Source organism: Lamprobacter sp., from assembly GCF_034860625.1.
Classification (GTDB): Bacteria; Pseudomonadota; Gammaproteobacteria; order Chromatiales; family Chromatiaceae; genus Lamprobacter.
This window is the reverse complement of the sequence record NZ_JAYESN010000113.1, coordinates 1-12,253: the sequence shown is the minus strand read 5'-3', so window position 1 is coordinate 12,253 and position 12,253 is coordinate 1. Positions and strand designations below refer to the sequence as shown.

General features: G+C 64.3%; 10 protein-coding genes. 7 read left to right on the top strand and 3 right to left on the bottom strand.

The annotated features are described in order from the left end of the window. Window positions 1-105: 105 nt before the first annotated feature. Window positions 106-654: a CBS domain-containing protein gene (locus tag VBE63_RS20285; RefSeq protein WP_323684838.1), complete on the bottom strand. Its 549-nt coding sequence runs from the start codon at window positions 652-654 to the stop codon at window positions 106-108. On the opposite strand from VBE63_RS20285, the gene VBE63_RS20280 reads away from it, so the two are divergent. Both VBE63_RS20280 and VBE63_RS20275 read left to right on the top strand, forming a co-directional pair. Then, window positions 616-1,506 carry an efflux RND transporter permease subunit gene (locus tag VBE63_RS20280; protein ID WP_323684837.1) on the top strand — a complete coding sequence of 297 codons (891 nt, stop codon included), beginning with the start codon at window positions 616-618 and terminating at the stop codon, window positions 1,504-1,506. The two genes, VBE63_RS20285 and VBE63_RS20280, sit on opposite strands and share 39 nt — an antisense overlap. A 227-nt stretch (window positions 1,507-1,733) precedes the next feature. Then, window positions 1,734-2,657, top strand: a complete 924-nt coding sequence (locus VBE63_RS20275; RefSeq protein WP_323684836.1) for a BON domain-containing protein — start codon at window positions 1,734-1,736, stop codon at window positions 2,655-2,657. A gap of 158 nt (window positions 2,658-2,815) precedes the next feature. Here VBE63_RS20275 and VBE63_RS20270 read toward each other — a convergent pair whose 3' ends face one another. Continuing rightward, entirely contained in the window at window positions 2,816-3,550 is a 735-nt protein-coding gene (locus tag VBE63_RS20270; RefSeq protein ID WP_323684835.1) for a hypothetical protein, read from the bottom strand. Between the two features lie 547 nt (window positions 3,551-4,097). On the opposite strand from VBE63_RS20270, the gene VBE63_RS20265 reads away from it, so the two are divergent. From VBE63_RS20265 to VBE63_RS20250, 4 genes are all read left to right on the top strand, one after another. Continuing rightward, the gene (locus VBE63_RS20265) at window positions 4,098-5,570 is read left to right on the top strand and encodes a TrkH family potassium uptake protein (RefSeq protein ID WP_323684834.1); all 1,473 of its coding nucleotides are present in this window, start codon (window positions 4,098-4,100) and stop codon (window positions 5,568-5,570) included. 16 nt (window positions 5,571-5,586) lie between these two features. Continuing rightward, entirely contained in the window at window positions 5,587-6,261 is a 675-nt protein-coding gene (locus VBE63_RS20260) for a potassium channel family protein (RefSeq protein ID WP_323684833.1), read from the top strand. A gap of 230 nt (window positions 6,262-6,491) precedes the next feature. Further along, entirely contained in the window at window positions 6,492-7,166 is a 675-nt protein-coding gene (locus VBE63_RS20255) for an EF-hand domain-containing protein (RefSeq protein ID WP_323684832.1), read from the top strand. Window positions 7,167-7,238: 72 nt separating this feature from the next. Next, on the top strand, window positions 7,239-10,109 hold the full coding sequence (locus tag VBE63_RS20250; protein ID WP_323684831.1) for a TIM-barrel domain-containing protein: 2,871 nt from the start codon (window positions 7,239-7,241) through the stop codon (window positions 10,107-10,109). A 262-nt stretch (window positions 10,110-10,371) separates the two neighbouring features. On the opposite strand, the gene gndA is transcribed toward VBE63_RS20250, so the two are convergent. Next, complete coding sequence (gene gndA / locus VBE63_RS20245; protein WP_323684830.1) at window positions 10,372-11,898, bottom strand: NADP-dependent phosphogluconate dehydrogenase; 1,527 nt, start codon at window positions 11,896-11,898, stop codon at window positions 10,372-10,374. Window positions 11,899-12,036: 138 nt separating this feature from the next. Here gndA and VBE63_RS20240 point away from each other — a divergent pair. Continuing rightward, window positions 12,037-12,253, top strand: a 217-nt coding sequence (locus VBE63_RS20240) for a hypothetical protein (protein ID WP_323684829.1), incomplete at its 3' end; no start/stop codon positions are given.

Sequence of the window (12,253 nt, the reverse complement as noted above, 5' to 3'; positions counted from 1 at the left end):
TTCAGTCATATTGGACTGGTCAACGCCGCCCATGCGATCCAGCAGGCCGAGCGCCAGCGAGCGTGATGGCTGATCAGTCCTTCTGACTTGACCTAACGCCTGTACCTAGCGCCTGTCGCCGCGAACGCGTTGATTCCACTCCGGCTCGGGGCCAGCGCTGGAGGCCGTCTCGGAGGCGGTCAGCAGCCCCACCAGATCGATCATGCCGACGAGACGCGGGCCTGGCTCGATGACGAAGAGCGTGTTGACCCGTTTGCGCATCATCAGCTGCCGCGCCTCGTCGAGTGATGCCTCGGGCGGGCAGCTCACCGGCTCGCGCCGCATCAGCATGCGCACGCTCGCGCGCGTCGGATCAAGCTCACCGTTGACGGCCCGGGTAGCCACGTCCAGCGAGTCGAGGGCACCGACCAAGAGACCTTGATCGACCACGGGCAAGCTACAGCATCCGGTCTCGCCGAATCGGCTCGCGGCCGCGGCTAAGGTGCTTTCCGGATCGACAACGGGAAAGTCGGTCCGCATCGCGTTGATCAATGTCATTGCCGCATCACGCCGCTCGACCTGCTGCTCGATGTACCCGCTGTCGAGCTCGCGCGCATCCGCAACGGACAGGCGGTCTTGGCCAGGACGCCCGCGTATCCGCAGCAGCGTTTCCAAGGCCGCGTGACCTTCGTCGCACCCGAGGTCGCCGAGGCCACGCGGACCTTAGCGCTCGAAGCAACCTTCGACAACAGTGATCGTCGGCTCAAGCCCGGCATGTTCATGATGGCCGAGCTGGTCGGCCGCGCCGCCGAGCGTCTGCGGGTCGATCGGCTGCCAGCAGTGACGCTCAAGGGCTCGCTCGCGGGCGGTGCCGCGCTTGGCGATGTGCTGGACCAGCTCGCCGAGCGGGCTCGCCCGCTGCTGCCTGAGGATGTGCAGATCAAGTGGCTCTCGGTCAGTCAGGACTATCAGCGCTCGGGCCGTGCCTTCCAGCTCGCCTTTCTGCTGGCGCTGACCATCGTGTTCCTGGTGCTGGCGGCGCAGTTCGAGAGCTTCGTCCAACCGGTCGTGCTGCTCGCCGGGGTGCCGCTGGCGTTGTTCGGCTCCCTGCTAGCGCTGCTCATCGGGGGCGGATCGATCAACATCTACAGCGAGATCGGTTTCATCCTGGTCATCGGCATCATGGCCAAGAACGCGATCCTGCTGGTCGAGTTCATCAATCAGCTGCGCGATCGTGGCGAGGATCTGCGCGCGGCGGTCGAAGGCGCGGCACGGGTGCGCTTTCGCCCCATTCTGATGACCTCGATCGCAACCTTCTTCGGCGCCCTGCCACTGGCACTCGCCTTCGGCCCCGGCGCCGAGACGCGACGCATCATCGGGCTCGCCATCCTTGGCGGCGTGCTAGCCGCAACGCTGCTGACGCTGTTCTTGGTGCCGGTGCTCTACCTGGTGATCGCCAAGCATACCCGTGCCCGCTCGGCGCTTGCCGATGAGCTCGCCGAGCAGCATGCCAAGGCCAAGACTTAGTCGCCCGGGGCCCTCCGAGACCAGCGAAGCGAGTCATCGAGGCGGCACGCCCCTCTCCAGCACATCGACAGGCTCGCCGCGGGGAGTGCGGGGCAGAACACCCCGCGCCGAGGTGCATTTCAACCAGTCTTGGATGGCCCCGCAGCCCTTGCGGTGATCTGCCGGGCGCGCGAGCACTTGCCATCAGCCACTCACCACAGCAACAAGCGCCCCAGTCGGCGCGGCGAGTGCACTGGCACAGTGACTGCAACACCCACCGCAACAGCCACTGCAACAACCAACCCAACCAATGGAGCCTGATGATGCGCCATCTCACCACCACAGCTTTCGCGATCATCTTCGCCGCCAGTCCCGCCACCCAGCTCGCCGCCGATACCGAGCTCCCTGATGCTGTCGAGCGAATGCCCGGCTCAGACCTCTGGATCCAGTCCCGACTGATCACGGCCTACAGCCTCAACGAGCACCTCAACCCATTCGATATCCAGGTCGAGTCCGAGAATGGCATCGTCACCCTGGAGGGCCAGGTACCGAGCGAGGTTCAACATGACCTTGCCCTGCAGCTCGCGCGCGACCTCGGCTCGGTGCGTCAGGTCAAGGATAAGCTTGAGGTCTCCCCCACCCAGTCCGACAATGAGGAAAACCCGCTCTATCGGACGATCGAGGACGCGAACATCACCACCCGCGTGCAGCTGCAACTCCTTTGGAACAGTCAGACCGGTGGGCTCGACATCGATGCCAACACCAGCAACGGCACCGTGACCCTCTCAGGCACCGCTGGTAATGCCGCCGAGCGCCGGACCGCCGAGCGGATCGCGTTGAATACCCAAGGTGTGCGCGGGGTCGAGAACCGCATCGAGATCAAGCCCAAGGCATCCCCCTCGGATCAGCCCTCAAGGCTGCTCTCGCAAGGGCTCGATCAGATCACCGACGGCTGGATCACCACCCGCGTGATCGCCTCACTGAGATTCGATAGCGCGATCAAGGACAGCGACACCGACGTCAACACCAGCGTCAACACCAGCGACGGCGTCGTCTCGCTCACAGGCCAGGTCCGCGATGCAAAGCAGAAAAAGCTTGCCGGGAGCAAGGCGCGCAGCATCTACGGTGTCACCAAGGTCAACAACGAGCTTGAGATTGAGGGCTCTGCTTAGCCATCTAGCCCCCTCTAGCCCCCCCTCTATCCATGATTCCGCGATGAAAAACGCATCGCAGGATGAGCAGTCTGGGGACTAGAGCTGTCCTGACAGGCCTGTCTGCTCACCTTCAGCCTGGGCTCCCTTCAGCCTAGGCTGATCTTCAGTGGGCTGGCTCAGTGGGCTGGCGCCAAGGGTAGCTCAAGGGTCGCGTGGTCCTGGCCCAGAACCAGTGCGCCCTCACTATCGCGCACGACGCGCTCGACGGCTCTGAGCATCAGTTGGTAATCGGCGCGCTCGGCCGGAATCGGCAATTCAGGCGCACCTTCGCTCATCAGATGCAGGCGCAGTCGCTGAGCATCCTGATCCTGCTTGACGCTGAGCAATGGCACTTGCGCGCAGACCCCATTGCAGCTGTTGCCGACGCCGATCAGGCGCAACAGATGCACCAAGGCGGCTTGAAAGCCCTGCTCTTCGGCCAGCACGACCGCGGCATCCTCAGCCGATCGCGCTGCGCCCTCGAGATACATCGAGACACCGGCATCCACACGACCGCCGAACGCCAATACGACCTCTGCGGCGACCTTGGCGACATCGACCGGGCGCTTCGGTCCATCGGCAAAGCGATTCGAGCGGACGGTCTGGGTCAGGTTCATCGAGAGGGCCGAGACGGCATCGAGCACCCGTTGCAGACGCTCAGCCCGACCGGGCTCTTCTCCAAGCTCAAGCCGCAGCGTTTCCGAGACCAATTCGATCACGCTCAGCGGCGAGCGCAGACTGTGCGCCTGCTCACGCGCCTGCTCAGCGAGCAGCGAACGACGCTCCAACTGGGTCAGACGCTCATGATTCGGATCAAGCGTCGCCGAGATGACATTCTCGTCTTTGGTGTTGGAGCGGGGTCTCATGGTCATCAGCTTAGCGCCTCCTCGAACAGATCAACGACCGGTGGCAACAAGCCTATCGACTTGCCAGCAGCTTGCTCTGGTCTGAGCTTGCTCTGGTCGGAATCATAAGCATACGTTGGGCCATGATGAACCTAGGCTGGGTCAACTCGCTGTCAGTCGCGTTGAGCGCATGCTGGCGACTCTTGCTGCTGCTGTCCATCCGGCCCCGTGCCGCACTGCCGCCGCCACCGCTCTCCTCGCATCTCGACGCAACGGGTGTCTGGGTGATTTGCTGCCATATCGGGTCTCTTGCACCAGTCGCGAATGGAGCAGGCGGCGACCATCGCCTGCAGGACCCGCATCGGTTATCGTCGTCATTCCGACGACCGACAGCCAGGATCGCGAGGATGAAGTCCCTGACCCTGAAGCTCCGAGGCGGTTCCAAGACGATCGCAAGTATTGCGTGGCCCCGTCAATCCAACCACCGGTTGAGCGGATCGAGTCTCCACCGAGTTGGGCTGGATCGATTTGGGCTGCATCAACGGAAGCTGAATCGACTGGGAGCCGCGCCGCTATGACCGAGCGCGCTGCAAACACCTTGATGCGGGCTGCGCGGCTGCACGTCGTGCTCGGTACCCTGGGACGGCTGCTCTTGGTGCTCGCGGCCCTCTCTGTCCCCCCGGCACTCGCCGCCTGGAGTCAGGCGAGCCATGAGCTGGCGCTTCGGCTCGCGGTAACGGCCAGCGTCTTGGTGCTGGTGGGTTGGCCGGTCTCGCGGCTGCGCCCGCTCAACACGGGCGAAAACGACATCCAATGGAACGAAGCGCTCGCGGTGACGGGGCTGGCCTTCCTGATCGCAGCCTTGGTCATGGTCTGGCCCTTGACTGGGGCGGGCCTCAGTGGGATCGACGCGATGCTGGAAGCGACCTCCGGCATCACCACAACCGGTCTCACCGTGCTAAGAGGTCTCGACCAGACCGACCCAGCCATGCTCTTCCTGCGCGCCTGGATGCAATGGTATGGAGGTCTCGGGATCGCCGTGCTCACGGTTGCGCTCATCATGCGGCATCACGCCAGCGCCCGCCGACTGCTCGAGACCACCGGCGAGCAGCTCACCGACGCCGGCGCTCGCGGCCATGCCCGGCGTGTCTTTGCCGTCTATCTCGCACTGACCTTGATTGGGATTGCCGCGGTCTGGATGACCGGCCTGGCGCCTGTGGACGCCCTGCTCTATGCCCTCCCCGCGGTCGCGACGGGTGGCTTTGCGCCTTCCGACCAGAGTCTCGCCGGACTCCCCGCTGCCACGATCGCGACGCTCTCGCTGATCACCGTCGCCTCGGCGATCAGCCTACCGCTCTATGCCAGGCTGCCCCACCGTGGCCTGCGCTCGCTCAGGCATGAGCCAGAGCTGATCGCGCTGCTCGGCGCGATCTTGATCACAGCGCTGCTGCTCAGTGCCATCGCATCGCTGAGCATCGGTCTGCCCTGGCCACAGGCACTGGCCCAGGGCTTTGCACTCGGCGTCTCGGCGCAGACCGACACCGGTTTCAGCACCACTGAGGTCGCCGACTTGCCTGCGACCTCGCAGGTGGTTCTGATGATCTCGATGAGCATCGGCGGCTGTACTGGATCGACCGCGGGTGGCATCAAGCTCATTCGGTTGCTGATCATCATGCGACTGGTCCAGCTTGCGCTGCGCCGTACCGCGATCGCCGAGCGCGCTGTGCTGCAAGCGCAGGTCGGCGGGGCGCGCATCGAGCCCTCAATGGTCACCGCGACACTGCAACTGATGGCCTTCTGGGCCATGGTGCTGCTGGCCTCCTGGCTGGCCTTCCTGGCGTTTGGACAGCCACCCCTTGCGAGTCTATTCGAGGTGGTTTCTGCAACCGCAAACGCCGGCCTCTCGGTTGGGCTGACCAGCCCTGAGCTGCCCCCGGCGCTGAAGCTGGTGCTCTGCGCCGACATGCTGTTTGGCCGGGTGGAGGTGCTAGCGCTGCTCGTCGTGCTCTACCCGCCGACCTGGCTTGCACGCAAACGCAACCCTTAACCAGAGTGATAACGCCATGAGAGCCGCATTCATCGGCAGCAATTCGCTGACCTTATCGACCGCCGAGCTGTTGCTCGAGGACGGTCACCAGGTGATTATCATCGAGCGCGATCGCAACCGAATCAACGACCTATCCGAGCGCTTCGATGCCGGATTCGTGCACGGCGACGGTACCATGCCGGATGTCCTACGCGATGCCGAGCCCGAGAATACTGATGTCCTCTTCTGCCTGATGGAGAGCGATCAGACCAATATCCTGGCCGGGCTCATCGGCCGCTCACTCGGCTTCGCCCGCGTGGTGCCGCGCGTGAATGATCCGCAGTTCCAGCGGATTGCCGCCGAGCTCGGGCTTGAGGACAGTGTCATGCCCAATCGGGCGGTCGCCGCCCATCTGAAACAGCTGCTCTCGGGAGGCAAGTCGCTAGAGCTTTCCTCGGTGATCCGCGGTGACGCGGCGATCTTCAGCCTCACCATCGAAGACACCGAGAAGGGGCCGATCGATGAGCTCGATCTGCCAGAGCGCACCTGGGTCGTCTGCCTCTACCGCAAGGAGCAGCTCTATCTGCCGCAAGAGGTCAAGACGCTCAAGCCGGGCGACGAGGTCATCTTGATAACCAGCCACCAGCAGCTCCCGAAGCTCGAGCAGCGCTTCGAGCGCAGCGAGGCTGGTGATCAGATGAAGGCGGATTGACTGGATACGAATCCGATCCGCCTGCCGGTGAAGGACCCGTATGCGATGGCCCCCAATGGCTGCCGACTGATCGCGGCAGATGTCGAGGCGGAGATTCCGTGCGCATTGAGACCGCGACGCGAAATCGGCTTCATAGTTGCTTAACACAACGCGTCCGGAAATGACTCACCCTGAGCCTGTCAGCGCTGCAACCGCAGCCGGCCAGCATTAACCCAACGACGGAGACAGCCATGAGATTCACGACAGCCACCGCACTCAGATTATCCTTTGCCACGGCACTGAGCCTATCCGCGCTCGGCCCACTCGGCCCAGTGCTTGCCCAGGACAGCGCACAGCCGGGAGCCGGCATGCGCGGTCCGATGAGCTTCACCGAGCTCGACCGCAACGATGACGGCATCGTCACCGAAGAGGAACTCAACCAGGCGCGCTCAGAGCGCCGCGCGGCCCGCTCCGAAGCCGGCGCACCGATGCGCGGAATGCCCAATGCGCCGTCGTTCAGCGACATCGACCAAGACGGCGATGGCCAGCTCACGATTGAGGAGTTTGCTGACTTTCGAGCCCAACGCATGGGCAGCGGCGGCATGGGACCAGGCTCTGGAATCGGCGCTGGCGGCATGGGCGGAGCCGGACGGGGGCCTGGCATGGGGCCTGGCATGGGACGGATGGGCGGACAGATGCCAACGTTCTCGTCCTTCGATACCGATGGCGACGGCCTGATCAGCAAGGACGAGCTCGAGAAAGGCCGGGCCGAGCGCATCAAGGAACGCTCGCAGCAGGGCTATCAGATGCGCAATCTCGCCAATGCACCCTCGTTTGAGGCCATCGATCAAGACGGCGACGGCCAGATCGACGAGCAGGAATTCCAGAGCGCTCAGATGCAGCATCGCCGGATGATGCAGCCCTAACGCCCAATGGCTGAGACGCATGAACACGCCGAGCAGAGACCCGGTCCCGTTTGCCATTGGCAGGCGGGACCAGTGTCGATCATCGCCGAGCACGCACAGGCGCTCACCCGCGTCGATGCCATCGCGGACGACATCCTGCGCATCCGGGTTGCGCCGGCTGGTCGGCTTGCGCCAAGTCACAGCTGGCAGGGGCGTCCAGCGCCCGTCGACGGCCGAATCGCCGTCGAGGAGCAAGCGCCCGTGTTGCGCCTCGACACCGGCGCCATGCAGGCTGCGCTCGATCTCGAGACAGGGTCTGTTACGCTGACCGACGCCAACGGCGAGCCCTATGCGAGTGACCTGAGCCCAGTGCACTGGCGTCGGCTGGGGCGGCGGGAGCTTTCTGATATCGCGCCAGCCCTTGCGCCTGCGCTTGGCCCAGCATCCAGCTCAGCGCCTAACCCAGGGCCCAACCCAGCCGGTCCCGAGCCACGAATCGACAGCGCCGAGGGCGCCAACAGCACCACCGCAGCCGACCAGACGATGACCGGCCTCTGGCTGCAGAAGGCACTGCACCGGCAGGAGGGCCTGTTCGGGTGCGGCCAACGCTTCGGCGCGCTCAATCGTCGTGGACAACGGCTCGGACACTGGACCACCGACATCAACTCGCCTGGTCTGGGCGTGGTCGACGGCTGTCTGTACCAATCGCACCCAGTGCTGCTCGCGCTGCGCCCCGGCCTCGCGTGGGGCCTGATGCTCGGCTCGAGCGGCTACAGTCACTTCGATCTCGGTGCCGAGCAGCCCGATGCCCTGGGTCTCTTCAGCCTGGGCGGCGAGCTCGACTATTACCTCTTCGCCGGCCCCACCCCGGCCGCCGTCGTCGAGCAGATCACCAGGCTGACCGGTCGGCCAGCCTTGCCGCCGCTCTGGGCACTCGGCTATCACCAATCGCGCTGGGGCTACCGCAGCGATACCGAGATCCAGGCGATCGCCAACGCCTTCCGCGGTCGTCGCATCCCGATCGACGCGATCCATCTCGATATCGACTATATGAACGGCTTCCGCGTCTTCAGCTGGAGCCCCGTTCGCTTTCCGAACCCACGTGCCACCATCGAGGCCTTGCATCGGCAGGACATCCATGCGGTCACCATCATCGACCCTGGCGTGAAGCGCGAGGCCGGGATCGACGCAACGCGCCTTGGCGATCACGGGGTCGGCGACCCTGGCCCGAATGGACGCGTGAGCGGCGCCTCAGGCAATGGGGAGTCGCCAGCTGAAGAACGAGCTGAGGACAGGTCTGACGACAGCGCTGACGGCAGCGATGCAAGCAGATCCAGCCTGACAGAGGAAGCCATCACGGGCAGCCAGCATCGCCGCATCTGCAGGGGTTACCCGGTCTATGAGGGCGGTCTGCGTGGCGATCATTTCATTCGCCACCCAAACGGCGACCTGTTCACCGGCTACGTTTGGCCCGGCGCATCGCTGTTTCCAGACTTCTGCCGCACGCCGACGCGGCGCTGGTGGGGCGATCTGCACGCCGGTCTCCTCGATGTCGGCGTTGATGGCATCTGGTGCGACATGAACGAGCCGGCGATCGTCGATCGTCCCTTCGAGGTGCCAGGCTCCACCGCGCTCTCGATTCCATTGCAGGCAGCGCAAGGTGACGACGCCGAGAGCTGCCACGCCGAGGCCCATAACCTCTATGGAACCCTGATGGCAAGGGCCACCTATGAGGGCCTGCAGCGGCTGCGGCCGCAACGCCGACCTTGGGTACTGACCCGATCCGCCAGCATCGGCGCCCAACGCTGGGCCGTCAGCTGGATGGGCGACAACGCCTCCAGTTGGGAGGATCTACGCACCAGTCTGCCGCAGCTCGCGAGCCTGGGGCTGAGCGGCTCACCGCATGTTGGTGTCGACATCGGTGGCTTCTATGGCGCCTGCGACGGCGAGCTCTTCGCCCGCTGGATCGAGCTGGGTGCCTTCTACCCGTTCATGCGCGCCCATGCCTACTACGGCAGCCCGCCGCAGGAGCCCTGGGCGTTCGGCGACGAGGTCGAGGCCATCGCGCGGACTGCGATCGAGCGTCGTTACCGGTTCTTGCCTTATCTCTACACCTTGGCGCACCTTGCCCATCGCACCGGCGAGCCGATCCTACGGCCGCTGCTCTACGACTTCCCGCAGGCGACCGAGCTGCACGGGATCGAAGATCAGTTGATGGTCGGTCCGCAGCTGATGATCGCGCCGGTCTGCGAGCCGGGCGTCAGCGAGCGCGAAGTGCATCTGCCGCCCGGTGCCTGGTACGACTTCCACACCGGCAGACGGATCGACGGCGATGCGCCTGCAGCAGGCGCTGCGGATACTGGAGCTGATGCCGATGCTGATGCTGACACTGCTGCGGAAGCCCATGCCGGCGCTGCAGTGGTCAGTGCCGGTGCCAAAGCCAGCATCAATGCCAGTGCCGGCGGCAAGGCAAGCATCGACGCCAATGCCGATGACAGCGCCAGCGCCATGAATCGACGCTGTCGACTGCCGGCACCACCGGGTCGCATGCCGATCCTCGTCCGCGGCGGCAGTTGCTTGACGCTCGGGCCACCACGACAATCGACACGAGAGCCGTTGACCGAGCTGATCTTGGATGCCTATCCAGACGATGAGCACGATGGCTCTTGGACGCTGATCGAAGACGCCGGCGATGGCAAGGACGATGGCAATGACCCGCAAGCCGAAACCGCGTTAACGGTGACAACCGGACCTGCGGGACCGACGCTCATGATCGGATCGCGCCAGGGCGGCTGGCAGCCGCATCCGCGCACCCTCGTATTGCGACTCCATGTGGCTCAGCACCCGGCGCAGGTCCTGCTCGACGGCCTCCCGGTAGCTGACTGGCGGTGGGATCAAGCAGCTCACGCAGTCGTGGTGTCGCTCATCGACGACGGCAAGGCGCACGAGCTGCGCTTGGAATGATGATCCTAGAAAGAGCAGTTGACCGCTTAGCATCGCATGCAAGCGTCTGAGTTTTTTAGCGTTCTGGAGGTATTCGAGGGTCACCCGCCAGGTGAAGGGCGCTACAGCCGCCAGGGCACGCCCCGCGCGGCGCCCAGCTGCGTTACAACGCGTTGGAATAGAATGACTATTCCGCCTCGTTGTGCCTTGCTTGACACCACGCGGGACGCACCCTGACGACCGTCCAACTGCTCTTTCTAGGATGATCCAAGGCTTTCGCGAATCACCGCTCGAGCTGCGGACGCTCCGGATCGGTCCAGTCGAGGTGGAAGAAGCGCCCGCGAGGCTGATCGACGCGCTCATAGGTATGGGCGCCAAAGTAGTCGCGCTGGGCCTGGAGCAGGTTCTGCGGCAGGCGTGCCGAGCGATAGCTGTCGTAATAGGCCAGTGATGCGGCGAAGGTTGGCGCTGGCACGCCCTGCTGCGCAGCCAGGGCAACGACCTTGCGCCAGTGGGGCTGGGCGTGGTCGATGGCGGCTTTGAAATGCGGGTCAAGCAACAGATTGGCTAGATCCGGCTCACGCCGATAGGCCTCGGCGATCTTCTCCAGAAAGTCCGCGCGGATGATGCAGCCGCCGCGCCAGATCCGGGCGATCTCGCCAAGGTCGAGCGTCCAACCATACTCGGCCTGGGCAGCGCGCATCAGCTCGAAACCCTGCGCGTAGGAGCAGATCTTGGCGCAATAGAGGGCATCATGGATGGCCTCCAGCAAGGCTTCTCGGTCCTCCTCAGCAGACGGCTTGCTGACTGAATGAGAGGTTGGACCTTCGAGGATCTGGGCCGCCTCGACGCGCTCCTCCTTGAAGGCGCTGATGCAGCGGGCGAAGACCGCCTCGGCAATGGTCGGTGCTGGTATCCCCATATCGAGGGCATTGATACTGGTCCACTTGCCGGTCCCTTTCTGGCCAGCGGCATCGAGCACGATATCGACGAAGGGCTGGCCGGTCACCGGATCGAACTGCTGCAGCACGTCGGCGGTGATCTCGACGAGATAGGAGTCGAGCACGCCATCATTCCAGCGCTCGAAGGTCTGTCCGATCTCGGCCGGGCTCATGCCAGCGAGGCGCTGCATCAGGTCATAGGCCTCGCAGATCATCTGCATGTCGCCGTACTCGATGCCGTTGTGGACCATCTTCACGTAGTGTCCAGCGCCATCGGGGCCAATATACGCGGTACAGGGCTCGCCGCCTTCCACCGGCTTACCGCGCTGGGCGCCGAGCAGCGGCTTGCCGGTCTCAGGATCGACCTTGGCGGCGATTGCCGTCCAGATTGGCTCCAGCGCCTTCCAGGCATCCTCGCGCCCACCGGGCATCAGCGAGGGTCCAAAGCGCGCGCCCTCCTCGCCGCCGGAGATTCCGCTGCCGATGAAACGCAGGCCGCGCTCGGCGAGTCGCTGCTCGCGCGCGATGGTGTCGGTCCACTTGGCGTTGCCGCCGTCAATCAGGATATCTCCCTCGTCGAGCAGGGGGATCAGCTGATCGATGACGGCATCGGTGCCGCTACCGGCCTTGACCATGATGATGATCTTGCGTGGCCGCTCCAATGAGCGCACCAGATCCTCCAGCGTCGCGCAGCCGACCAGGCCGCCGGGCGTGTCCGGATGGTTGTCAACGAAGGCATCCATCTTCTCGGTGGTGCGGTTATAGACCGAGATGCGAAAATCGTGATCGGCAATGTTGAGTGCTAGGTTCTGGCCCATCACCGCCAGACCGATGAGGCCGATATCGGAGGGTTGGTCGTTTGCTGCCATGGTGACATCCTCTTCTGTTCGTCAAACCGAGCCCAGCTGGAGCATTGGCCAGGAGCATTGGATTGCACTGGACTACTTGAGGCCGCTTAAAGCAGCAACATGCGGGGGGCCATTATCAACACGCGCTCGATACTGGGCATGTCTTGTGCTTTGCTTCTGGAGATGGGCGACTGTTGCTCGACCGTCTGCATCAGCAATGCAGCGCTCCGGCACCCCTCCGCTCACCAGCAAGGCTCGGACCACGACCCTCTCAGATCGGACATCGCCATGCCAAACATGCAGATCAGCCCCTGGGACCTGGCCGTCGTCGCCGTCTATGTGATCGGCACACGGCTCCTGTTTGGCTGGTGGGCAG